Annotated in this window: 24 protein-coding genes; 9 read left to right on the top strand and 15 right to left on the bottom strand. The window is 46.1% G+C overall.

The features are described from left to right. Nucleotides 1–12: 12 nt before the first annotated feature. From BLT07_RS00565 to BLT07_RS00540, 6 genes are all read left to right on the top strand, one after another. Nucleotides 13–675, top strand: a complete 663-nt coding sequence (locus tag BLT07_RS00565) for an ABC transporter ATP-binding protein (protein ID WP_091864688.1) — start codon at nucleotides 13–15, stop codon at nucleotides 673–675. A 94-nt stretch (nucleotides 676–769) separates the two neighbouring features. Next, nucleotides 770–1915, top strand: a complete 1146-nt coding sequence (locus tag BLT07_RS00560) for an Mrp/NBP35 family ATP-binding protein (RefSeq protein ID WP_091864686.1) — start codon at nucleotides 770–772, stop codon at nucleotides 1913–1915. Continuing rightward, the gene (locus BLT07_RS00555) at nucleotides 1915–2166 is read left to right on the top strand and encodes a NifU family protein (RefSeq protein ID WP_091864684.1); all 252 of its coding nucleotides are present in this window, start codon (nucleotides 1915–1917) and stop codon (nucleotides 2164–2166) included. The genes BLT07_RS00560 and BLT07_RS00555 overlap by 1 nt, the downstream gene beginning before the upstream one ends. A 70-nt stretch (nucleotides 2167–2236) precedes the next feature. Then, nucleotides 2237–3295: an NAD(P)/FAD-dependent oxidoreductase gene (locus BLT07_RS00550; RefSeq protein WP_091864683.1), complete on the top strand. Its 1059-nt coding sequence runs from the start codon at nucleotides 2237–2239 to the stop codon at nucleotides 3293–3295. A gap of 59 nt (nucleotides 3296–3354) precedes the next feature. Further along, nucleotides 3355–3684, top strand: a complete 330-nt coding sequence (locus BLT07_RS00545; RefSeq protein ID WP_091864681.1) for a 2Fe-2S iron-sulfur cluster-binding protein — start codon at nucleotides 3355–3357, stop codon at nucleotides 3682–3684. A gap of 187 nt (nucleotides 3685–3871) precedes the next feature. Beyond that, on the top strand, nucleotides 3872–4264 hold the full coding sequence (locus tag BLT07_RS00540) for a hypothetical protein (protein ID WP_175455220.1): 393 nt from the start codon (nucleotides 3872–3874) through the stop codon (nucleotides 4262–4264). A gap of 178 nt (nucleotides 4265–4442) precedes the next feature. On the opposite strand, the gene BLT07_RS00535 is transcribed toward BLT07_RS00540, so the two are convergent. Further along, nucleotides 4443–6179, bottom strand: a complete 1737-nt coding sequence (locus tag BLT07_RS00535; RefSeq protein WP_091864679.1) for an ABC transporter ATP-binding protein — start codon at nucleotides 6177–6179, stop codon at nucleotides 4443–4445. A 371-nt stretch (nucleotides 6180–6550) separates the two neighbouring features. Here BLT07_RS00535 and BLT07_RS00530 point away from each other — a divergent pair, with 371 nt between their 5' ends. After that, entirely contained in the window at nucleotides 6551–8791 is a 2241-nt protein-coding gene (locus BLT07_RS00530) for an acylase (protein ID WP_091864678.1), read from the top strand. A gap of 18 nt (nucleotides 8792–8809) precedes the next feature. Here the strand turns inward: BLT07_RS00530 and BLT07_RS00525 are convergent, their stop codons facing one another. The 11 genes from BLT07_RS00525 to serS all read right to left on the bottom strand — a co-directional run bounded on the left by BLT07_RS00525 (nucleotide 8810) and on the right by serS (nucleotide 19889). Beyond that, a complete protein-coding gene (locus BLT07_RS00525) occupies nucleotides 8810–9466 on the bottom strand; it encodes a hypothetical protein (RefSeq protein WP_245726412.1) in 657 nt (218 codons plus the stop codon). Between the two features lie 66 nt (nucleotides 9467–9532). Further along, the gene (locus BLT07_RS00520) at nucleotides 9533–10270 is read right to left on the bottom strand and encodes an SGNH/GDSL hydrolase family protein (protein ID WP_091864676.1); all 738 of its coding nucleotides are present in this window, start codon (nucleotides 10268–10270) and stop codon (nucleotides 9533–9535) included. Nucleotides 10271–10416: 146 nt separating this feature from the next. Then, a complete protein-coding gene (locus BLT07_RS00515) occupies nucleotides 10417–11529 on the bottom strand; it encodes a D-TA family PLP-dependent enzyme (protein WP_091864674.1) in 1113 nt (370 codons plus the stop codon). 83 nt (nucleotides 11530–11612) lie between these two features. Beyond that, nucleotides 11613–12077 (bottom strand): RidA family protein, encoded by a 465-nt coding sequence (locus BLT07_RS00510; protein ID WP_091864672.1) that lies wholly within the window; start codon nucleotides 12075–12077, stop codon nucleotides 11613–11615. Between the two features lie 78 nt (nucleotides 12078–12155). Further along, nucleotides 12156–13475, bottom strand: coding sequence for a gluconate:H+ symporter (locus tag BLT07_RS00505; RefSeq protein WP_091864670.1), 1320 nt, complete (start codon nucleotides 13473–13475; stop codon nucleotides 12156–12158). Between the two features lie 51 nt (nucleotides 13476–13526). Then, a complete protein-coding gene (gene mgtE / locus BLT07_RS00500; protein ID WP_091864668.1) occupies nucleotides 13527–14882 on the bottom strand; it encodes a magnesium transporter in 1356 nt (451 codons plus the stop codon). Between the two features lie 93 nt (nucleotides 14883–14975). Beyond that, entirely contained in the window at nucleotides 14976–15836 is an 861-nt protein-coding gene (gene rsmA / locus BLT07_RS00495) for a 16S rRNA (adenine(1518)-N(6)/adenine(1519)-N(6))-dimethyltransferase RsmA (protein WP_091864666.1), read from the bottom strand. Between the two features lie 10 nt (nucleotides 15837–15846). Next, nucleotides 15847–16158 (bottom strand): gamma-glutamylcyclotransferase family protein, encoded by a 312-nt coding sequence (locus BLT07_RS00490; protein WP_091864665.1) that lies wholly within the window; start codon nucleotides 16156–16158, stop codon nucleotides 15847–15849. Between the two features lie 25 nt (nucleotides 16159–16183). After that, complete coding sequence (locus BLT07_RS00485) at nucleotides 16184–16495, bottom strand: DUF4286 family protein (RefSeq protein ID WP_091864663.1); 312 nt, start codon at nucleotides 16493–16495, stop codon at nucleotides 16184–16186. A 233-nt stretch (nucleotides 16496–16728) separates the two neighbouring features. Beyond that, nucleotides 16729–18513 carry a tetratricopeptide repeat protein gene (locus BLT07_RS00480; RefSeq protein WP_091864661.1) on the bottom strand — a complete coding sequence of 595 codons (1785 nt, stop codon included), beginning with the start codon at nucleotides 18511–18513 and terminating at the stop codon, nucleotides 16729–16731. Between the two features lie 104 nt (nucleotides 18514–18617). Further along, complete coding sequence (serS, locus tag BLT07_RS00475) at nucleotides 18618–19889, bottom strand: serine--tRNA ligase (RefSeq protein WP_091864659.1); 1272 nt, start codon at nucleotides 19887–19889, stop codon at nucleotides 18618–18620. A gap of 89 nt (nucleotides 19890–19978) precedes the next feature. Here serS and BLT07_RS00470 point away from each other — a divergent pair, with 89 nt between their 5' ends. Then, a complete protein-coding gene (locus BLT07_RS00470) occupies nucleotides 19979–20380 on the top strand; it encodes a VOC family protein (RefSeq protein WP_245726411.1) in 402 nt (133 codons plus the stop codon). A gap of 90 nt (nucleotides 20381–20470) precedes the next feature. Here BLT07_RS00470 and BLT07_RS00465 read toward each other — a convergent pair whose 3' ends face one another. The 3 genes from BLT07_RS00465 to BLT07_RS00455 all read right to left on the bottom strand — a co-directional run bounded on the left by BLT07_RS00465 (nucleotide 20471) and on the right by BLT07_RS00455 (nucleotide 22527). Then, nucleotides 20471–21286, bottom strand: coding sequence for a purine-nucleoside phosphorylase (locus BLT07_RS00465; RefSeq protein WP_091864658.1), 816 nt, complete (start codon nucleotides 21284–21286; stop codon nucleotides 20471–20473). Then, entirely contained in the window at nucleotides 21283–21960 is a 678-nt protein-coding gene (locus BLT07_RS00460) for a TIGR04282 family arsenosugar biosynthesis glycosyltransferase (protein ID WP_091864656.1), read from the bottom strand. The genes BLT07_RS00465 and BLT07_RS00460 overlap by 4 nt, the downstream gene beginning before the upstream one ends. A gap of 120 nt (nucleotides 21961–22080) precedes the next feature. Beyond that, nucleotides 22081–22527, bottom strand: coding sequence for a rhodanese-like domain-containing protein (locus BLT07_RS00455; protein WP_245726410.1), 447 nt, complete (start codon nucleotides 22525–22527; stop codon nucleotides 22081–22083). A gap of 191 nt (nucleotides 22528–22718) precedes the next feature. On the opposite strand from BLT07_RS00455, the gene BLT07_RS00450 reads away from it, so the two are divergent. After that, nucleotides 22719–24287 (top strand): glycoside hydrolase family 32 protein, encoded by a 1569-nt coding sequence (locus tag BLT07_RS00450; RefSeq protein WP_245726409.1) that lies wholly within the window; start codon nucleotides 22719–22721, stop codon nucleotides 24285–24287. The last annotated feature ends 90 nt before the right edge of the window (nucleotides 24288–24377 follow it).

Below are 24377 nucleotides of genomic sequence, written 5' to 3'. Positions count from 1 at the left end.
ATAATTTAAAAAATGCTACTACAACTAAACGGGATTTTCAAATGGGTACAACAGGGCGGGCAACGGGTCTTCCTATTAAAAGACATCAACCTTGAAGTCGAAGAGGGAGAATTTATCTCCATAATGGGCCCTTCGGGATCGGGGAAATCGACTTTGCTGAACGTCATCGGTATGCTCGACGATTTTGATGAGGGAGAATACAATTTCTTGGATGAACCCGTACACCAGCTCAAAGAAAAACACCGCGCCAATCTTTACAAACAGTACATCGGGTTTGTTTTTCAGGCCTACCACCTTATTGATGAGCTAACGGTCTACGAAAACCTTGAAATGCCCTTATTGTACAAAAAACTGAAAGGTTCCGAGCGCAAGGCCATGGTCGCCGACATGCTCGATCGCTTCGGTATCGTCGGCAAAAAAGACCTTTTTCCGACCCAACTTAGTGGCGGTCAACAACAATTGGTCGGTGTCGCCCGCGCCTTGATTTCCAAACCCAAATTGATTTTGGCCGATGAACCCACGGGCAACCTGAACTCCAAACAAAGCAATGAGATTATGGAATTGTTTAAGGAATTAAATGATGACGGGGTAACAATCATTCAGGCGACGCATAACGAGAAAAACGCCGCATATGGCAAGCGCACCCTAAATTTGCTGGATGGGAGGAAGGTATAGCCACATTTAATCCCCATCCCTTTACCGTCTCAATCCTACGCCGTATCTTTGTTGTTTAGAATGATTTTACATTAAAACGGAAAGAAATCGGAGAATGAAGATTGAAAAACAGGCAGTTTTAAAGGCTTTGGAAAACATTACCGTACCCGGCGAGGGCCAGAATATGGTCGAAAGCGGGGCGGTCAAGAACATACAGATTTTTGGGGATGAGGTCGAGGTCGATATTACCATCGGTAACCCCAGCTTACAAGCCCGGAAGAAGACCGAGGTCGAAATCCTAAAAATAATCCATAGGGAAGTATACGAGAAAGCTAAGATAAAAATCAATATCAAGGTCGATGCTCCCGCTGCGAAACCGAAGGCGAACGAGATTAAGGGCAAACCGATTCCCGGTATTCAAAGTATAATCGCCGTGGCATCCGGTAAGGGCGGTGTCGGTAAATCTACCGTTACGGCCAATTTGGCGGTGACCTTGGCGAAGATGGGCTTTAAGGTCGGACTTCTGGATGCAGATATCTATGGCCCCTCTATGCCGACCATGTTCGATGTGACCCAAGAAAAACCGAAGGCAGTCAATGTCGATGGTAAATCGAAAATGTTGCCTGTGGAAAGTCACGGCGTCAAGTTGCTTTCCATCGGATTTTTCACGCAACCCAACCAAGCGGTCATTTGGCGTGGGCCGATGGCATCAAAGGCGCTCAATCAAATGATTTTTGACGCCCATTGGGGCGAGCTTGATTTTATGTTGTTGGACCTTCCCCCGGGAACGGGCGACATCCACTTAAGTATTATGCAGGCCCTGCCGGTAACCGGAGCCGTAATCGTAAGTACACCACAAGAGGTGGCGCTTGCCGATGCCCGTAAGGGTGTCGCGATGTTCCAGCAAGAATCCATTAACGTACCTGTATTGGGTATTGTCGAGAATATGGCGTATTTTACACCTGAGGAACTTCCTGAAAACAAATACTATATCTTTGGAAAGGAGGGGGCAAAGCATCTGGCTGAAGACCTCGGAGTTCCTTTTCTGGGAGAGATTCCATTGGTACAGAGTATAAGGGAAGCCGGTGATATTGGAAGACCGGCCGCTTTGCAAACGGCTACTCCTGTTGAAGAGGCCTTCGAGCAACTGACCAAGAATACCGTACAGGAACTGGTACGAAGAAACAAAAGCCTTCCCCCGACGGAAGCGATCAAAATAACAACAATGGCGGGCTGTTCCGCTGTCAAAGGAAAGAAATAATGACTTCGGAAGAACTAACAATGAACGTAGAAAAGGCTTTGGATGAAATCCGTCCCTTTTTGCAAAGTGACGGGGGCGATATTTCATTGATATCCATCGATAACGAGAACTCTGTAAAGGTAAGGTTGGAAGGAAATTGCATCGGATGTACCGTCAACCAAATGACCTTGAAGAGCGGCGTGGAAATGACCATAAAGAAATATGCGCCCCAGATCGAAGAGGTCGTTAATGTAGGCCAACCGGTAGCGTAATGACTGCTGGGAGCTTACTCTTCTAAATGCAGATGATGATGAGCGTGGGATTTTTAAAGATGATTTTTGAATGATTACTACTGATATATTGATTATCGGTGCGGGCCCCACCGGGCTTTTTGCCGTTTTTGAAGCAGGCCTGTTACAGTTAAAATGCCATTTGATTGATGCCTTGCCCCAAGCGGGCGGACAGTGCTCGGAAATCTATCCCAAAAAACCCATTTACGATATTCCCGGTTTTCCCGAAGTCCTAGCGGGTGATTTGGTCGATAATCTCATGGAACAGATCAAATCCTTCTCCCCCGGTTTTACCTTGGGCGAAAGGGCGCAGACCATTGAAAAGCAAGAAAACGGTTCCTTTATAGTGACTACGAACAAAGGAACGAAGCACCAAGCCCCCGTTGTCGCTATAGCCGGCGGATTGGGAAGTTTTGAACCCAGAAAGCCCTTACTGGAGAACTTGAAAAAGTACGAGGATAACGGCATAGCCTATATCATCAAAGACCCCGAGGTCTATCGCGATACCAAGGTGTTGATTGCCGGGGGCGGCGATTCCGCTTTGGATTGGAGTATCTTTCTTTCGGACGTAGCTTCCGAAGTAACCCTTGTACATCGCAGAAAGGAATTCCGGGGTGCGTTGGATTCCGTGGAAAAAGTACAATCCCTTAAAAATCAGGGGAAGATAAGATTGATTACCCCCGGCGAGGTCACGGCTCTTGAGGGTGATAAAAAGCTGGAAGCGGTAACCGTCCGAAAGAATACCACTGCGGTAGAGGATATGAGGATACAAGTAGACCATTTCATCCCTTTATTCGGATTATCGCCCAAGTTGGGCCCTATTGCCGATTGGGAGCTCGAAATCGAAAAGAATGCCATTAAGGTAAACACTTTCGACTATCAGACCAACGTACCGGGAATTTACGCTATCGGGGACGTCAACACCTATCCCGGTAAACTAAAATTGATCCTTTGTGGCTTCCACGAAGCGACGCTGATGTGCCAGAGCGCCTACCAACGTATCCATCCCGATAAAAAATATGTAATGAAGTATACGACGGTAGGAGGAGTGATCGGTTTTGATGGCAGCAAAAAGGAGGCACCAAAAGCCGTAGTTAAAGCGATAGATTAAAGTTTTACAAGGGATTACCTTATTAGGGACCTAATTTCTGAATTAACCTTTATTGATTAATGACTGACATTAAAATTAGAATCACCGACCGCGAAGGCGTCGTCCACGAGATAGATGCTCCGACTGACATGAACATGAACCTGATGGAAGTAGTTCGCTCTTACGAACTGGCTCCCGAAGGCACTATCGGTATATGTGGCGGAATGGCCATGTGCGCCTCCTGCCAGTGCTATGTAAAATCCGACCACGAACTTCCCGAAAAATCGGATGATGAAGAGGCCATGTTGGCAGAAGCCTTTAATGTAGCCGAAAATAGCCGATTGGGTTGTCAAATTCACTTGACCGAAGACTTGGACGGTTTGGAGGTAGAGTTGGCCCCAGAAAGCTAAAAACTGTGAAAAATTTACCCAATTGGTGAATGTTTTCACGGATTTACACACTGCTAGAATTCCCTGACATACTTAAATAACTGATAGTCAATAAATTATGTTTTAAATTCATTTTGGTATCATATTTTCAATATGGTTTAGCAAATAGAACAAGTATTTAACTATTAAACATTAAATTCAGAACATCATGAAAAAGTTATTTATTACAGCCGTATTTGCATTAGGAAGTTTAACTGCTTTTGCTCAAGAAGAGCAGGCTACTGAAGCGCAAGATGCAGCTACAGAAGTACAAGATCAAGCAACTGATGCTGCTACAGAAGTACAAGATGAAGCAACCGAAGGTGCTGCAGAAGGACAGGAAGCTGCCACTGAAGCTGTTGCCCAAGACGATTTCAGCGAAATCGCAGTTGAAGAAGTGCCAGAAGCTATTACTACAATGATTGAAACTAACTATCCTGGTGCTACCGTTAACGGTGCAGCCAAGAACGAAGCTGGTCATTACAAAGTAGAGGTTTCTTTGGAAGATGGAACTTCAGGTGCCCTTATCGTTGACGAAGAAGGAAACGCTGTTGAGCAGTAAGAAGAGTAAATTGATTTGGGGATATTTCCAAACCAATTGTGAGAAAGGAACCGTGTTAGCACGGTTCCTTTTTTTTTTTGAAAATTGCGAGCACAGCGAAGCAATCTGTTTAACCCTGCGAGAAGTTTATACAGATTACTTCGTCACAAAATCGCTCCTGGCAATTGCGTGTTCCAATTCAGATTCTTGCCTGATAGGTAAATAGGTTATAATATCGTCCCTCGGAAGCAATCAGTTCATCATGTGTGCCCCGCTCCGCAATGCGTCCGTTTTCGATAACCAAAATCTGGTCCGCCTTACGAATGGTACTCAACCGGTGGGCGATAACAAAGGTGGTCCGCCCTTTGGTCAATTCGGCCAAGCTTTTTTGGACCAGTGCCTCACTTTCGGTATCCAGATTGGAAGTAGCTTCGTCCAGAATAAGGATTTTCGGATTGGCCAAGACCGCCCTCGCAATGGCAATCCGTTGACGCTGCCCCCCGGACAGTTTGATACCGCGTTCGCCGATCAAGGTGTCCAAGCCGTCATCGAAGCGGTCGGTAAATTCGTTGACATAGGCTGCCTTTACCGCCTGCTGCAATCGTTCTTCGGATGCGTGCGGCCGTGGGAACAGAATATTCTGCCGAATGGTACCTTCGAAGAGAAAATCATCCTGTAGAACAACACCCAGATGTTGCCGAAAACTGTTGAGGTCAACCTTCGATAGATCTTTGCCGTCAATGGTCACCTTCCCTGAATCGGGATTCAAAAAGGTTGCGGCCAATCCGGCTATAGTCGTTTTTCCCGAACCGGAACTTCCCACAAGGGCTACCACCGAACCTGAATTGGCCTCGAAACTAATATTGTGCAGTACTTCCTTATCCTCTTCATAGGCAAACGAAACGTCATGAAATGCCATATCGCCCTTCACGTTATCGAGTACCAAGGTGCGGTTGGCCTCATCGGCTTCCGGGGCCATGTTCATAAGTTCCTCGGTACGGTCGAGTCCAGCCAGTGCCTCGGTCAACTGACTGCCGATGTTGCTCATCTGTACGATAGGGGCGACCATTAGGCCTAATAACACCGTGAACATCAAAAGGTCGCCGATCGTCAACGTTCCTTGAATAATTTTATATCCGCCCAAACCCATTACGCCAGTGGTTGCGATCCCGATAAGAAAAGTGGCCGAACTGGTCATAAAGGCCGTTGTGGTCAAACTTTTTTTGACATTCTGGAACAATTCTTCGACACCATCCTCAAAAATCCGATTCTCCTGTGCTTCGGCATTAAAACCTTTGATGACACGGATGCCTCCCAGAGTTTCGGTCAAACGTCCGGTGACCTCCGCATTTATTTTTCCGCGTTTGCGAAAAATAGGACGGATAATCTTGAACGCCTTCAGTGCGATAAAAGAGAAAATCGCCAGTGGAATAAAAGTAAAGAGCGTCATGGTGGGACTGATCCGCAATAGTAAAATAAGGGAAACAATCGCGGTTACGGTGCCCCCGACCAACTGCACCAGTCCCGTACCGATAAGGTTACGGACCCCTTCGACATCGTTCATGATCCGCGACACCAGATTGCCGGATTTCGTATTGTCGAAAAAACGGATGGGCAGGGAGAGCACTTTCTTCTGTACATCGGCACGCAGTTCCGAAATCATGTATTGTGCCTGAACGCTCAAAATCTTGGTCAACAAAAACGAAGTGACCGACTGAACCAAAATGGCAATGATGACCCCTGCTACCAGAATCTTAAGCATCTGAACATCTTTTTTGGCGATAACATCGTCGATGAGATATTTTGAGGCAATCGGCGTTACAAAACTGGCCGCTTTGCTGATTACTATTAATAAAAGGCCGATAAAGACCAATTTCCGCCTTGGCCAAATAATGGTTTTAAAGGCGGTAAGGATACTCACTTTTTGTTCGGGCATATCAGTTTTTTAAAAGAACTCGCAAGGTACTTGAAATAAGGGTACACGCAATGGAAAGAGATTGGACAAATGCTCGGGAATCTATGCAAATTCCTCATGGCAAGTCCATCAGGCCAAAAATTTTAAAAAACAGATTCCAAATTTTATAAAAAAGGAAAAAATTTAATTGGACTAGCCAAAAGTAATAACTCGAGGAGCAAGAGACGCATTATTGCAATAGTACGAATCACGATTTGTCGCTGTTATTTGATAATTCGTCAATGTATAGTGCCTACTACAATGAAATTCGGACCTTTTTGGAAGGCCGATACTCCGCGAATGGACCAAAGTTTCACCAAAAGTTGTTACATTCACAATACAAATCGTCTCCCATGTTGTATAAGCCATTTTTTATAATCGGCACTATATTATTTTCCATCACTGTGACGGCTCAATCCCAGAGCGAACTCCTCCGCTGGAAGACCCAAGCCGAAAATATAAACATCATCCGCGATGATTTTGGGATTCCACATATCTATGGAAAAACCGATGCCGATGCTGTTTTCGGATTGCTCTATGCCCAATGCGAAGATGATTTTAACCGCGTGGAACAAAATTATATCTGGGCAACCGGACGTTTGTCTGAGGTCGAAGGCAAAGAAGCTCTTTACAGTGATTTAAGGGCGAAACTCTTTATGACGGAGGAGGAAGCGAAGGCCAATTATGGGAAAAGTCCCGCTTGGTTAAAAAAGCTTTGTGATGCCTTTGCCGATGGAATCAACTATTATTTGCACACCCATCCTGAAGTACAACCCAAATTATTGACCCATTTCGAACCTTGGATGCCGATGTACTTTAGCGAAGGTTCGATAGGTGGCGATATAGAAAGAGTTTCTACGGAAAAAATCAAGGCTTTTTATGAAAGTGGGATGGAAATTCCCGGTAATAGGGAATTTCAGGCGAAGAAGGTGGACTCGAGGAGGGCCGAGACGAAGAAAGTCAAATTGAAGAAGGATAAAGATGGGAGGCAAAAACAGGAATTTGAACCCCAAGGCTCAAATGGAATCGCAATTTCCGGGAAATTAACACAGTCCGGTAACGCCATGCTGTTGATCAATCCGCATACCTCCTTTTATTTTCGCGGGGAAGTGCATGCCGTTTCCGAGGAAGGACTGAATGCTTATGGTGCGGTTACGTGGGGCCAGTTTTTCATCTATCAAGGTTTTAATGAAAAAACGGGATGGATGCATACCAGCACGTACACGGATATTATCGACGAGTTCAAGGAAAAGATACTAAATATCGATGGAAAGTTGATGTATCGATATGGTGAAGAACTTCGCCAAGTAGAAACATCCAAAATCACTTTAAGATATACTGATGGGGATAGCCTAAAAGAAAAAACCTTCCCCGCATACCACACCCATCATGGTCCGATAACCCATCTCGAAGACGGCCAATGGACGGCTACCGCCATGATGTGGGCACCGCCCAAAGCTTTGGAACAATCGTTTATCCGCTCAAAACAGGAGGGCTATAAAGGATTCCGAAAGATGATGGATATGCGAACGAATTCCAGCAACAACACGGTATATGGAGATGCCGAGGGAAATATCGCCTATTTTCATGGGAATTTCATTCCGAAACGGGATACGGTTTTCGACTACTCGAAACCGGTCGATGGCAGTAATCCCAAAACGGATTGGCAGGGGCTGCATACGGTCGATGAAAACATCCTATTACTGAACCCTGAAAATGGATGGATACAAAATTGCAATTCTACCCCCTACACCGCGGCTTTGGAATTTAGTCCAAATAAGGAAAATTATCCGAGGTATATGTCCATCGATCAAGAGAATTTTCGGGGAGTTCATGCCATTGAACTTTTGCGGGGCAGACGCGGCTATACGGTGGATAGCCTGATCCAATTGGCACACGACCCGTATTTGCCGGCGTTCGAGGCCTTGATTCCCGGTTTGGTGGAGTCCTACAATAGTCATGACGATAAAAACCCTAAACTTCGGGATGCTATGGAAGTTTTGAAGAAATGGGATTATAAAACGGGTAAGGAATCTGTAGCCATGACCTTGGCCCACTATTACGGCACCGCAATGGGTCGGGAAGCCGAACGACCTGATGGCCTAAGCGATATGGAATCCTTTGTTTGGCTGGGCCAACATTCCAAGGAAGGCGTACGGACTTTCGAACAAGTTTTCGACCGATTGACGGCCGATTTCGGCACATGGAACATCCCATGGGGCAAAGTCAACCGCTATCAGCGATTGAACGGAGACATCCGACAGGCTTTTGACGATAGCAAACCTAGCAGACCGATCGGTTTGGCCTCCGGCCGGTGGGGCGCTTTGGCCGCTTATGGCGTCAGCTACGACAACGACACCCAAAAGATTTACGGCACCCGTGGCAACAGTTTTGCCGCCGTGGTCGAGTTTGGCGAAAGAATCAAGGCGAAAAGCATCTTGGCAGGCGGGCAGAGTGGAGACCCGGCTTCCCCGCATTTCGACGACCAGATCGAACGCTACGCCAATGCGGACTGGAAAGTGGTTGCTTTTTATCAAGAGGATGTGCTGAAGCGCGCGGAGGAAAAATACCGGCCTGGGGAGCGCGGAAATTGAGGTGTCACAGAATACTGTTCACTCTTCCTTAGTAATAATCAATGTAGCTTTTGACCCCGTAGACAATAACCACTTGTTCGAATAGATCAGTTCACCTTTATCATCGTAAACATCGACTTGTGCAGTATTGGGAGGGGAAGACCCGACATTCAGGGCCTCGAATTCAAAGCGGTTAAAGCCTTCCTCCAAATCGACGTTTATCCCTTTAAAGGATGCCGTCAGCAAGGTGTTCGGATCTACTACGTTACCATTGAGCCATATCCTGACCCGGTCTCCGTCGACATATTCATGGTCTCGACATACGATGCCCACAAATTTACCGCCGCTTTTTACATCGCCGAGATACATATCCGAAAAGTGTTCCCTAGATCCTTCTTTGGGTTCCCTTGGGCCTGCTTTCGGATCGATTTTCATTCCTGTGCCCGCTTGAACGAGTTCACGATCCGGTAACATCTTTACCGGATTTCTCTTGTTCATATCCAATTTGACCTCGGGATTATTATCGATGACGGAAGGTATTTTCAGCGCTGTGCCCTTATCTGGTTTCGCTGTTTCATCAATTTTATTGGCAACACCGATTTCTAAAGGTTTTTGGGTAGGTAAATCGGTCTGACCATAGCTGACTGCGGCTAGCATTAAAAAAACATGTACGATGAAAAGATAACTTTTTGGCATTTTTGAGGCGATAAAAGACCGGCATTAAAGATAACAAATACCCTGCCATGCGGACTTAAGTACTTGTTAAAACGCTAAATTCCGGAAAATCGTATCCGCAATCAGTTCGTGTCCTTTTTGGTTGGGGTGAATGGGGTCGGTGTCGTAACACGTCGCTTGATTTTCGAGAAGGGGCGTGTGTATATCTATTTCGAGCTTTGCATAAGGATGTTCCATCTGGAGTATGATCCGCTCGAATTCCTGTAAAACCTCTTCCTCATATTTGGGATATGGATTTTTATAGCCGAAGTCTGTATCCCTGGAAGTTTCGACCGGTGCTGCTTTCAACGCCAGCGGCGGAGGCGTCAACAGTACAGCAGGAATTTTCCGCTGTCGCATCTTTTCCAAAAAAGTATACACCCCTATTTTAAAACTTTTGAACAATTTCTCGGAGGGTTTTCCGTAAATACCGCCATTGATACCATAGCAGAAAAAGGCAACGTCGATGGGCGTTTTGTCAAGAATACCATCCAAGCGCTCGAATAGGTACGGTCTTGGGCCGGGATGATCTTTTTCAGTAAGTCCGGTTACGGTTTCACTACTTAGGCCATAGTTCATAAACTTTAAGTCCATAGTGGGATGTGCACTATCGATTTTGGACTGTAGTAGGGCCACATACCCATTTTCCACCGCGGTAATACTGTCGCCAAAACATCCGATAATCTGCCCCTGTTTAAACCGGAATTTGTTATCGTCCGAACATCCAATAAGCGGCGTTGCCAATAGGGCGAGGGCAGAGCGGTTTAAAAAGTGTCGTCGGTTCATCGAAGGGTATGAATTGGAATACTGTCGAAAAATACACAAATAATTTCGGACAGACCATTTTACCTACATGAAGCCATTTGGAGTGGTTGTATGGAACTACACCAAAAGAATAACTCAAGATGGGTTCAATGCGCCCTTTACTATTTTCAAAGCGTAATACGCTGATTTCTGGCCACAACTTGCCATTCGTCGATGACCATTCCTTCAGAAACTACTTGCAAACTATCATATTTGGCAACTGTCGGGCAAATGTGCACCGGAAGCGCATAGCAAACGTCGCCTATAGCGTATTGCTCTGCATTTTCGCATTCCAGCACGAAATGCTCCTCGCTTTGGCCTTTTTGGATGGATTTCTCCAGGTTCAAAAAACGCACTCTCGGAAAGGGCATTTCAGGGGCGAGGTATTTATGTCCCAGATCCAAACAGAGTATGTTTTTTGCGGGTTTACTGATAATTCGGGTCAGGAGTACCGCTGCGGGCAAGAAATCCATTTCGGGAAACAGGTCGCCGTAGCCGGCATCCCAAAGCAAGGTGGTGCCCGGACTGGCCTCGACCCCATCGCGCTGGGCGTGAAAAGGAAAGGTGGGAGAGCCTCCGGCAATAATTCCCTTGACTTTGATTCCTTCGGATTCTAAATTATTTTTTAAGGTGACAACGGGTGCAAACGCCACATCGCAGGCTTTTTTCCGTTCCGCGACATCCGTGTTTCGAATGTGGCCGTCATAGGCATGTAATCCTTTCGCCTCGACGTTTGGGTCAGCGTCCATTTTACGGTATAGGTCGATGGCGTTTTTGTCAGGAAAAATCCCGGTTCGATTCATCCCACAGTTGATATCCATCCAAAGGGAAACCCTCGCCCCTTGCACTCTGGCCATTTCGGACAAGGCCTTCAGCGTATCCAAATTATCGACAAGCGCTGAAAATTTAGATTCCGGATACGTATCCACCAAACCAAAAAACCGTTTCAAATTAGCCCCGACCGGCTGCATGGCCAAAAGAATATCAGGGGCATTGCACATCGCCAGCAATTCGGCCTCCGCGATAGTGGCACATTTGAACTTTTGAATGCCCTGACCCAACTGCATCTCGACAATTTCCGCTGTTTTGTGGGTCTTTATATGCGGACGTAGCTGTTCCGCTCCCCCTGCCATTTCAAGCATGGTTCGGATGTTGTGCAGTATTCTATCGGGATAAACCAATAACGACGGGGAAATCACATCTTTGGTATCGGTCAATTCGTACCAGTTCTTGTTTTCCATACCATTTCAGATTTACCTTTATAACTAGATGGAATTTAGTACTTGAAATTTGGAATTTTGTGCCAACATTCGTTGCCCATGGGCTAGCGATGTAATTCGAACATCGCCTCGATTTCTACGGAGATTCCTCCGGGAAGCATCATGCCCACGGCACTGCGTACCCCGACCCCGTTCTCCGAGCCGAAAATTTCTGCCATCACTTCGCTAAAACCGTTGATGACCAAAGGATGGTCAGGAAAATCGGGAGTACAATTGACCATACCCAAGGTTTTTACCAAGCGCTTGATTTGGTCGATACTACCGAAATGGGTCTGTATGGTCGAAAGCATGGTGAGGGCGACCTGGCGGGCACCGGCTTTTCCCTCCTCAAGCGTGAGGCTATCACCGACCCTGCCCTTCATCAAGGTTCCATCGGGCAGCATCGGTCCTTGCCCCGAGACATATAAAAAATGGTCTACGACAAGTACCGGTTTGTAAAGTCCCGCCGGGGGAGGTGCGGGCGGCAAAATCAGGCCGAGTTCTTCGATTCTTTGGGATATGGGTTTCATAAAGCGTTCTTTAGCAAGTTTAGTTACAAAATAACGATTTTTTTGTCAAATTGCTGAGGTATGAAAATATATTGCATCCTACCCCACAAACTGTTCCAAGACCAGCACCCCGATGAGACCCATAACGCCCACGGTCGTTTCCATGACCGTCCAGGTGCGGAGCGTGTCCTTTATCGAGAGGTTAAAGTATTCCTTATAGAGCCAAAAACCCCCATCATTGACGTGGGATAGCATCAGGCTTCCGGATCCGATGGCCAATACCATTAATTCAGGGCTAACACCCGTATTTGCGATCAATGGAAGGGCGATACCAGCAGCCGTAAGTCCCGCAACGGTAGCCGATCCGACACAGACCCGGATAACGGTCGCGATAAGCCAGGCCAGAATCAAGGGAGAAATAGTGGAGCCCTTGAGCATATCCCCAATGTATTCGCTTACACCGCTATCGATGAGAACTTCTTTTAGGGCGCCCGCACCTGCGATGATAAGTAAAACCATGGTAATGCCCGATACGGCACTACCTACGGAACGCATCACTTCGTCCATTTTTTTACCTCGGCCAAGGCCTAGCGTGTAAATGGCGACCAGTACGGAAATCAGCATGGCGATAACCGGGTCTCCGAGAACATCGGTTATTTTTCGGAGGATATTTTCTTCGGGAAGAACCAGCGCCACGATCGACCCCAATCCTATTAAAACAACGGGCAATAAAGCCGTGAGGATGCTATTCAGGGTGCTCGGCATCTCGGCATCTGTAAGTACTTTCGGGTTCATAAACTCCTTTAGCGGAGTGGCCTCAACGTTTTTAATAGTCCGAGAAAAAAGAGGCCCTGCAACGATAATAGCGGGAATGGCAACGATAATGCCGTACAGCAAAGTTTTCCCGATATTGGCGTCGAACATGATGGCGATTCCGGTAGGTGCGGGGTGCGGCGGTAGATAGCCGTGGGTCACGGACAACGAGGCCAGCATAGGAAGCCCGACATAAATCAAATTAAGTCCCGTTGCGGCGGCAACGGTAAAGACCAGCGGCACCAATATCACGAACCCAACCGTGTAGAACATGGGGATGCCCACAATAAAACCGGTCAAGACCACGGCCCATTGAATGTTGGTTTTCCCGAATTTTTCTACCAATTGCATGGTAATCCGTTGGGCGGCCCCGCTATCGGCGACCAATTTGCCCAGCATGGCACCCAAGCCCAAGATTAAAATCAGATAGCCCAAGGTGTTGCCTATTCCGTTCTGTATGGATTTGATAGCGGTCAGAAAATCCATCCCCTCGGCGACCCCTACCAAAAGGGATACGATAATAAAGGCAATAAAGGCATTGAGTTTGAAACGGGCGATCAGAATGAAAAGGAGAATGATTCCGGCAATGACAATGGCGAGGGGCATAGGGTGGTTTGTTTCGCCTAAGATACTAAAATCGGGAATAGGGTAAAATTCTTAAATCCCAAGCACTACTTTAGCTATCGAAAAGTAGATCAGAATGCCGAAAATATCGTTGCCCGTGGTGATGAAGGGCCCGGTAGCAACCGCGGGATCTATGCCCCTGGCATCCAAAAAAACGGGTATGAACGTGCCGATCAGTGCCGCAATGATGATGACCGTGACCAAAGCGATACAAAGGGTCGCCGATATCAAGTAGGAAGTTTGAAAGGCAAAATGGCTGATGAGCAGTACGATGACGGCAATGACCGCACCATTGATTAGGCCGAGGGCGAATTCCTTTAAAAGGCGATTAATTATTTCGCCTTTGACCGTATCGTTCGCCAAGCCCTGTACCATAATGGCCGAAGATTGTACCCCGACATTTCCGGCCGTTGCTTGGATCAGAGGCACAAAAATCAGTAGAATGGGAAACTCGGACATTACGGCTTGAAAACTATTGATAATACTGGCCGCCCCGATACCGCCGAACATACCGATAATCAGCCAGGGCAAACGGGCCCTTGTAAGTTTCCAAATGCTATCGTGGGCCTCGACGTCTTGGGAGATACCGGCCGCCATTTGATAATCCTTGTCGGCTTCTTCCTTGATAACGTCTACAATGTCATCGATGGTTATTCTACCGACCAACCTTCCGATTTCATCGACTACAGGAATAGCCTCCAAATCGTATTTGCTCATGATCTTGGCCACCTCTTCGGGTTTTTCGTTGACACCGACACGATCTACTTTCGGAATATAGATATCCTTAATATGGGTAGTCGTGGAAGTGGTCAGCAAATCTTTAAGCGATAGACGGCCCATTAACTTATCATCGGCATCCACTACGTAGATGGAGTGCACGCGGGTGACGTTCTCGGCCTGTGCGCGCATTTCCTTTACGCAGGTCAGCACGTTCCAATCTTCCTTTACCTTAACGAGTTCTTTGGCCATGAGACCGCCTGCAGTGTATTCGTCATAACGCAATAGGTCGACGATATCTCTGGCATGTTCCCGATCCATGATTTCCGAAATGACCTCTTGAATGATGTCGTTAGGTAGTTCCCCTACGATATCGGCCGCGTCATCGGTATCTAGTTCGCCTAGTTCTTCTGCAATTTCTTTGGCGGAAAGATTGCCCAGGATCGCTTCCCTAACATCGTCATCAAGTTCGGTAAGCACCTCGGAAGTCTTATCGCTTTCGAGCAGTTTGATGATATAGGTAGCCTCGTCCTCGTCTAGTTCATCAATAATCTCGGCAACATCGGCATAGTGCATGTCTTCCATTAGGGCTACCAGGTCGGTATCCCTTTGGTTTTCGATCAGCTGTTCGATCTCGGTTACGAGTTCTTCTGTTAATTTGAACGGGGTCATCGTTGGAGGGTTTCACACAAAGTGCGCAAAGGTAAATAAAGGTTTATGAGTTTATGAGATTATGGGTTTATATTATTGGAATGAGGCTGAGATTTAAAGCTTTATTTCCGCCTCTATTTTTGTGGTCAATTGAATAAAATCATCAACACTTAATTGCTCCGGTCGCAAGTCGAAAATACTATCTTCCCGGAGCGCATCCGAAAGATCAAAAGATTTCAGGCTATTGCGGATGGTCTTCCGCCGGTGGTTAAAGGCCGCTTTTACCACCCGGAAGAACAGTTTTTCATCACAATCTAACGTAAAATCCGGTTTTCGGACGAGCCGTAGCACGCCGGATTGCACTTTTGGAGGCGGGGCGAACACCTCCGGATGTACCGTGAACAAGTATTCGGCATCGTAAAAGGCCTGTACGAGAACGGATAATATGCCGTAGGCCTTGCTGCCTTCCTTTTCACAGATGCGCTGCGCCACTTCTTTTTGAAACATGCCCGAAAATTCGGGAACCTGCTCCTTTATTTCCAGCATTTTAAAGACAATCTGGGTAGAGATATTATAAGGAAAGTTGCCCGTGATGGCAAAGGGCTCTTTGCCGAAAAGTTGGGTCAAATCGTAATGAAGAAAATCTGCTTCGACCACCTGAAAGGAACCCGACCTTTGCAAAACTTTCGGATTTTCCAACGGAAAACTATGGTTCAGGTAAACGATGGAATCCGGATCGAGGTCCATGGCGACCAGGTCGATATTGTGCAACAGCAGGTATTTGGTGAGTACACCCGTACCGGGACCGATTTCGATGACATTTTTATAGCCATCCAAAGAAAGGGTTTCCGCGATTTGCCGCGCGATACCTTCGTCCTTCAGAAAATGTTGGCCGAGATATTTTTTGGCCTTTACGGGACTTTTATCCGAAGGATATTTTTTAGATTTCTTCCCATAATTTTTCTTTTTGGACATGTCAAAGTTTTCAAATGGTGATATAGACCCAAGCTTTTTTGCCGGAAACCAAGGTGACGCTTATCCTCTCGTAAAGGTCGCCCTCGTATTCATCCGCTCCTTTCAAATGCTCTTCGGCAATTTTATATACGATGCCTTCGACGGTATCTTCCTCGTTTCCGGTATGCTCCGCCATGTCATAGACTCCGTTTACTTTGGCTTCCGATATGCGATAGCATCGCAGTGTATCGGAAGTACCTTCCATCTTTTTATGGAAAAGGGCATGGTGCAGGCGTTCATCTTGGAGGGTACCATAGGTGAACAGAAATTCGATTTTTTCCATTGGACTTCTACTCTATTTTTAATTATTAGTGTTCGCTGATTACTTCTAGTTCCGTCCTAAAGGATACAAATTTGTTCGGGAAGCGTTTTAAGGCATTGTCCCTCAATCGGGTAGCATCCTCGGAATAATATTTTCGCAATGCCTCTCTGTCCACGGTCGTAAATTGTACCGAATAGGTTAGGCCTCCCAGATCTTCATCCACCAGGACTTTACTCATTTTAGCGTTCAAAAACTTGCCTGTCGCCAGCACATCGGGAATATGGGTTTCCTGCATCCATTGCAGCCATTCGACATGAACGGAGGCTTCGATGTTTGTTGTTACGTTGTAAATCAGCATATTTTTTATATTGCCTGTTTTAGCACTTCGACTAGATCAGCATAAACTAAAGTCGAGAACTCCCGTCGGTTTGGTCTCTAGTGCGCCTGTCTTGGGCGCAATCAACGGGCTCGACCTGGCGCCTTAGCCCCACCTAAAAGTAAAGTTTAGAAATTTATTAGTTGACGAGTTTAGAAAAAAATAACTTTTGAATAGTGCATCCTTTTGGAATATTCTCGAACTTGCGCTTGACTTTAATTCACAGCATCCCCTCGCAACATCCTAAAATTCTTCCGTGCCTGCGGAAAATAATAACTATCTTGATAGTTATAGATGATTTTCTCGTATTCGGCCTGGGCTTTTTCGGGTTCGTCGAGAATGTTTCTGTATAGCTCGCCCAGTGCAAAATGAGCGTCATCGGCCAGGATTCCGTTGGCATAGAATTCGGTTATCTTACGATAATTGAACTCGGCGGCCTCATAATCCTTTACACTTTCCAAGAGTTCGGCCTGTTTTAGTAAGGCTTCGTCCTCTATTTTTTCGCCCTTATGATCTTTTAAGATGACATCCAATTCGGCTATGGCTTCTTTTTTCTTATTTTGGTAGGCCAAAAGGTCGGCACGGGCATATTTTTTCAGGGCGGTTTGGGTGGAATCTTCCAACGAATTGTCGGAAATCAAAAGGCTCAACTGCATGGCGTCGTTGGCAATCAGTTGCGAGGTCGAACTTCTCAGGACTTTCAACTGTGTCAGCGCCCAATCAAAATCTCCTTTATAAAAACTGGTCTGCGCTACTTTGAACCGGGCGTTCTGGCCCAAAATATCGTTTTTCAATCTTTTTTGAATCTGGGAAAAATAGATCAGCGCTTGATTGAATTTTTTATCACAGACCAAGATATCGCCCAAAGCCAAGGTTACGAAAGCGTCCGCCCTATCGTTGAGCGGCAGGTCCAGGCTTTTCTTAAGGATGTCGATGGCGGGTTCGGGCGTATCCTTTTCAAAAGTGAGAAAATTGGCGTAGGCGACCTGTAATTGTAACGTCTGGTTTTTATAACCGTGGATGGCCATCAATTCATCGAACTGCTTTTGAATATCGTCAAGATCTTTTTCATCGGCATCCCATAACTGTATATCGATCAATTGCAGTTGAGCGTTGAGTTTGGTTATTTCTTCACCGCTGTTGTCCGCAATATATTCGAATATTTCTTTGGCAGTTTCGATTTCGGTATCTTCCAAGGCCAAACCGCCCAAGCCTTCGAGACGTTGCATCGAGGGAGCATCCATACGTTTGTAGAGCGCCTTTTCTTGGCGGAAGGCGCTGTCGTATTGTTTTTGTTGAACAAAGAGCCAGCTCAGCAGCTCGTTCCAAAGCAAATTAGGACTTTGCTGTGCGTTTTTCAGTACTACCTGTTTGAAAAGTACGTTGTTCTCGTTCTCGGGGTCGGCCGTTACGAAATCGTCGATTTGTCGCAGCACGTTCGACATTGAGGTCTTGCCCTCGCTGACAAGTTTCAGGTACGAAACATACATTTTTTCGATATCGCCCTGTTCGCCGTAGATGCGGGCCATTTGGTAATTATAATCCAACTGCGGGTTGAGTTCCATGGCTTTGGTGTAGGCCTTCAATGCCCAATTCAATAAAACATACTTTTGGAACCGAAAGCCTACGCCGTACCCAAAGTTGGGATTCTCATTGATTTTTGCAATGGCCTTTTCATAGTATATGTCGGCCTTCTTGGGCATTTTTTGCAAGGTATAATTGTAGCCCAGTTCGATGAGCAAGGTAGGATAGGCGTTGCTCTCCTCGATTTTTTCCGATAGAAATTTTTCGGCATCCGCATAGCGTTCCAGCTGCTGGTAGGTGGCGATAAGGCCTTCGGCATAGTCTGTTCTCCTTGGATTTTTTTCGACCAGTTTTTCGTAAAAAACCACGGCCTTTTCATAATCGCCATCGTTGAAGTATTGCTGGGCGAGAAAATCTTCTTGGGCTGCAGCGCTTCCTGCGGAAAGAATTAAACAAAAAAAGAACATTACTTTCATTGGATACGTTTAAGCGCGATTTTTTAGAGACTGCATTTTGAAATTAGATCTTTCTATCAAAGTTAAGGATTAATATCTGGATGGCTGGTCAATAAAATTCGAGGTCAATCGATGATATCAAACCCACAATACGGCACCAGAACCTTGGGAATACGAATACCCTCGGCAGTTTGATAGTTCTCTAAAATACCTGCCACGACGCGAGGTAGGGCCAGGGCACTCCCGTTCAGGGTATGTGCGTATTGGCTTTTTCCGTTTTCATCCTTAAAGCGCAGTTTTAGGCGATTGGCCTGATAGGTCTCGAAATTGGAGACGGAACTGATTTCGAGCCAACGGTCTTGTGCCGTGCTGAACACCTCGAAATCGTAGGTTAGTGCGGCCGTAAAGCCAAGGTCACCACCACATAGGCGCAAAATGCGATAGGGGAGTTCGAGTTCGCGAAGAATGATTTTGACATGTTCGACCATTTGGTCTAAAGCGGCATAGGACCCGTCGGGATGCTCTACCCGAACAATTTCTACTTTGTCAAACTGGTGCAGGCGGTTCAGACCCCTCACGTGAGCGCCATAGCTGCCGGCTTCCCTTCTAAAACAGGGGGTGTAGGCGGTATATTTTAAGGGAAAATCACTGGTCTCCAAAATTTGGTCCCGGAACATATTGGTCACGGGCACTTCCCCGGTAGGGATTAGATACAAGTTATCTTCCGGCAGATGGTACATTTGGCCCTCTTTGTCCGGTAATTGTCCCGTGCCATAGCCGGAAGCTTCGTTGACCAGGTGCGGTACTTGTACCTCGGTATAGCCTTCTGCGGTATTTTTGTCCAAGAAATAGTTGATCAAGGCACGCTGCAATTTGGCGCCTTTTCCTTTGTAAACAGGAAAACCGGCACCCGCAATCTTTACGCCCAGTTCAAGGTCGATGATATCGTATTTTTTGGCCAGTTCCCAATGGGGCAGGGCATCGGTCTGTAAAACGGGAATAGCGCCCTCTTCGTAAACCTCTTCGTTATCTTCTTCGGAAGTGCCCGCTGGTACGGTGTCATGGGGTACGTTGGGAATTTGGTACAGTACTTTCTGTAACGCTTCGGTCGCGGTGCTGAGTTCGTCCCCAAGTTTTTTGGAATCTTCTTTGAGGCTTCCTGTTTTTTGCTTTATGATTTCGGCTTCCTGATACTTTCCGTTTTTGTAAAGTGCGCCTATGTTTTTGGATATTTTGTTGCTTTCCGCCAAAATATGGTCCAGCTGGGTCTGTGTCGTACGGCGTTTTTCATCCAACAGGATAACCTCTTCTATCATCGGTGCCGCGTCGATATTCCGCTTTTTCAGTGCAGCGATAAAGCGGTCTTTGTTCTCGCGTATGGCTTGTAATTGTAACATGTATCCCTAATATTTCCGACAAATTTAAGGGAATCATTTGATGAACTTGTGTAAAAACCGATACTTTTACTTGGTATATTTTAAAACTGATGAACACCATGATTTTCGAACATTTTGCGCTGAACGTAACCCATGTAGATGCCGTGGTGGATTGGTACTCCGAATTTGTGGGATTGAAAGTGGTAAAGGCTCAAAAAGAGCCTCCTTTTATGACCTTTTTGGCCGATGCTTCAGGAAGAGTGATGTTGGAACTCTATCACAGACCGGACGAGGCCATAACTGATTTTACCCTTCAGCATTTTCTAAGCTTTCATCTGGCCTTTGTTTCCAAAAACGCGGAGGAAGATAAGGATAGGCTTATGGCCGAAGGAGCCACCTTTATAGAGGAAGTCAAAAAAGAGGACGGCAGCCATCTCATTATGTTGCGGGATCCTTGGGGGATGCCCTTGCAATTGTGTGAACGCACAGAGCCATTTGATAGCAACTTGTAAATAGGATGGTACCCCCATTCAAATTTTATCGGGCAAAATTCAAAATTCCAAATTCCGAAACTGAAATCTGGGATGTGCCGAGCTTAGCCCCTACAATGCCCCGATCAATGCCCGAAACAATTTCACCATCTTAGGTTCCGCCTTCTCCGCAACTGAAAGAATGGACTGAATATTAACCGGTTCTGGATTATCGGGATCGCACATGTCGGTCAATACCGATACGGCCACCACGGGAAGGTTCAAATGGTTGGCGACGATGACCTCGGGTACGGTACTCATTCCGACTGCATCGGCACCCAATATTTTAAGCATGCGGTATTCGGCCTTGGTCTCCAATTGTGGGCCTACCACGGAAGCATAAACGCCTTTTTGTAGGGTTATGTTCTCTTTTTTCGCGATTTCGACGAGCTTTTTGCGCATGTCCATGTCATAGGGCTCGGCCATGTCGGTAAACCGGGTGCCGAACTTAGCTACATTTTTAAAGGCCAGCGGCGAACCGCCCTGTAAATTGATATGGTCTTCGATAAGCATCAGGTCGCCCAAACCAAATTGGAGATTGATGGCGCCGGAGGCATTACTGATAAAAAGTTTTTTGATTCCCAATTGGTACATGACGCGAACGGGGTAGGTGACATCCAAGAAATCATATCCTTCGTATAAATGAAAACGCCCTTGCATCACTACGGTTTTTTTACCCTGCAAAGTGCCGTAGATCAATTTGCCGGAATGGAATTCTACCGTGGCCAACGGAAAAAACGGAATATGATTGTAATGGGCTACGACCGGATCTTCAATGGCATCGGCCAGTTTCCCTAGGCCTGTGCCTAAAACAATACCGATTTCCGGCGAATCAAATCCCTTATTCTGGAGATAGGCTGTAGACTCGTCTAGTTGTCTTTGTGTCATTTCCCTATATGCTTTAAAAAGTGTTGAAAGGCGTTATCATCCTTTATATCCTCATAAACATCGACGTCATTGCGTTCTTCTAAAATAGCAATTTTGTCGTCTTTGAGATTCCCAAGGGTATCTTCCAAGACTGTTTTCGAACCCCATGGTTTGTTTTGAAAAAGTTCGGACTTGAAGGTTTTCATTCCCAACAGATAATACCCGCCATCTTGCGCTGGACCTACCACAAAATCATTTTCATCGAGTTGGGCGAACGCATTTTCGAGGTCATTTTGCTTAAGATCGAACATGTCGCTTCCAATTATTATAATCTTCTCATAGCCCGATGCAAATCCCTCTTGAAAGGCATTGGCCATACGAACACCCAGATCCGGCCCCTTTTGAAGTTTTTTGTCGTAAAACGCATCGTCCCAAATGTCATCTTCCCAGATTTCTTCGGAATACCACACCTGTTTGGCCGCGTTCAGATTTTCGGTGATGGACACCGTATGCCGCAGCAAAAATTTATATATATCCAATGCCGTTTCGTCGCCCACGGTCTCCGCCAAACGTGTCTTGCACTTCCCCAATTCGGGATTGCGCGTAAAAATGAGCAAAAGATCTTTCGAGGAGGCCAGCGTAAAATGGATGGTCTTTTTATCGTATTTGTTCTCTTTTTGGTTAATAATACCCATGATGAATTTTTATAGTAACGGCGCAAAATTTTACGCCCGTATGGTTTTATTTTGATATGTGATGGGAATAGGGTTAGAAAGTTGTATGCCCTTGTCTTAAGTTTTGCCAAACGGGGGTCCCTAAGGGCCTCCGTCTGCCGCGCCGTACACCTTTTCCCCCTTCTTCAGCAACTTCCCCCAATGCTTGTTAAACGCATGTACCTTTTCGGTCTCGTTGCCTTCCGGATTATAGACGGCATGCCCTTCATTCTTCCATTCGAAGATACCTCCGTACAGGTTTTTCACGTTGGGGTAGCCGGCATCCATCAATTTTTCGCCGATGTTCTCGGAACGGACACCGATGGAGCAGTAGACTATGATTTCAGTGTTTTTATCTTCAATTTTCGGGACAACGGAATCCAGATCAAAGGTTTTGGCGCCGACCCAAATGGCATTTTTTAAATGGCTTACCTCATATTCCTCTTTTTCCCTGGCATCAAGCAATACTACATGGTTCATACCGTTCAGGGCATCTACCTTAATATAGGGCACGCTCTCTTTGTTGAATTTTTTTAGGGTTTTGTCCATTTTGGTCTGCGCAAAAACCGGGGGACAACAAGTGAAATAAAGAACTGTAATGATAAAAAATCGCATAGTTTTTAAAATAGTCCGCGTAAAGATACTATTTTCGGGAGGTGTTTGAAATTCATGGGTATCCGTTTTGGCGTTTACGCATTACATGTGATACAATAGGATAGATTTAGGGACAAAAAAATACTATGGTCACTACTAATAATTGGATGCCGTTTCTTTTCGTTGTACTATTTTTGGCATCCTGTAAAGACGACAAAAATACCCGAGAATCTATGTCCCAAAAAACCAATAGAGCCTATTATACCGAACCTTACCGGCCGCAGTTCCATTTTTCCCCAGAAACCATGTGGATGAACGATCCCAATGGTATGGTCTACAACAAGGGAGTGTACCATCTCTTCTATCAATACCATCCAAAGAGCACAGTTTGGGGACCTATGCACTGGGGGCATGCAACGAGTAACGATTTATTGCATTGGGAACATAAGCCGATTGCGCTCTATCCTGATGACCATGGATTCATTTTTTCGGGAAGCGCAGTGCTCGATAAACAGAATTCGTCCGGTTTCGGTACGGATGGCAATCCGCCCTTGGTAGCCATTTTTACCTATCACAATGCGAAAAAGCAAGCCAGCGACTCCACTGGTTTCGAGACCCAAGGAATCGCTTACAGCCTTGATAACGGCGATTCGTGGACAAAATACAAGGATAATCCGGTAATCGACAATGAAAATTTGACCGATTTCAGAGATCCCAAGGTCTTCTGGTACGAACCCGACCAAAAATGGATAATGAGTCTCGTAGCTGGCGATCATGCCCAGTTCTACGGTTCCAAGAATCTAAGGGACTGGGGATTACTCGGCGAATTCGGTAAGGATAAGGGCGCCCACGGCGGGGTCTGGGAATGTCCCGATCTGATACCGTTTAAAATCGGGGGTATCGAGGAAGAAAAGTGGGTGTTATTCATCAGTATCAATCCCGGTGCACCGAACGGGGGAAGCGGCACACAGTATTTTATAGGAGATTTTGACGGGAAAACCTTTACCACCGACCAGACCGAAGACCGTTGGATCGATTGGGGCACCGATAATTATGCAGGGGTCACCTTCAGCAATACGCCAGATGATGAAACCCTTTTTTTAGGATGGATGAGCAACTGGCAATATGCCAACGAAACCCCGACATCGACGTGGCGCAGTGCCATGACCCTCCCAAGAAAATTAGCTTTGGAGCGCGTGGGCGAGGGATATGCGCTTTTCAACTATCCGATAGAAAAAGTGGATGGCCTTATTTCGGAAGGGTCTACGAAAGATCTGAACATCGCCATTGGGGAAGAGCAGTCAATTTCCGTTGATAGTCTGATGCAGTCCGAAGTTCGTTTTACGACTTCATCCAGAGATTTTCAGTTGAAATTCGGCAATGGAGCGGATGAAGAATTGGTTTTGACCATGAAGGCCGATGATAATGAATTTACGTTGGACAGGTCCCGTTCGGGAAAAACGGATTTTCAGGAAGATTTTGGTAAAACCATCCAGCAAATGCCAATCCCCGTTTTGCCCGATGGCCAATACGAAGTACGGATTTTGGTGGATAGGTCATCTGTAGAAATCTTTCTCAATAAAGGCCAGTATGTAATGACGGCGCAGGTTTTCCCTAACGAAGACTACAATGCCTTGAAGATTGTGAACACTTCGGATGCTAAGGCGTTGGAGTTTAAAAAGTTTGGGATTGGCACCGTAAAAGGAGTGTGGTGATCGACCAGATTGCTATTATCAAACATCACAGCGAATCATGGTATTGATTCTATGGGCTGAAGTTGGGTTATTTCACTTAGCGAACTTTGT

The sequence above is a fragment of the Pricia antarctica genome, assembly GCF_900101815.1.
Taxonomy (GTDB): domain Bacteria; phylum Bacteroidota; class Bacteroidia; order Flavobacteriales; family Flavobacteriaceae; genus Pricia; species Pricia antarctica.
This window is presented reverse-complemented; position numbering and strand designations above follow the sequence as displayed.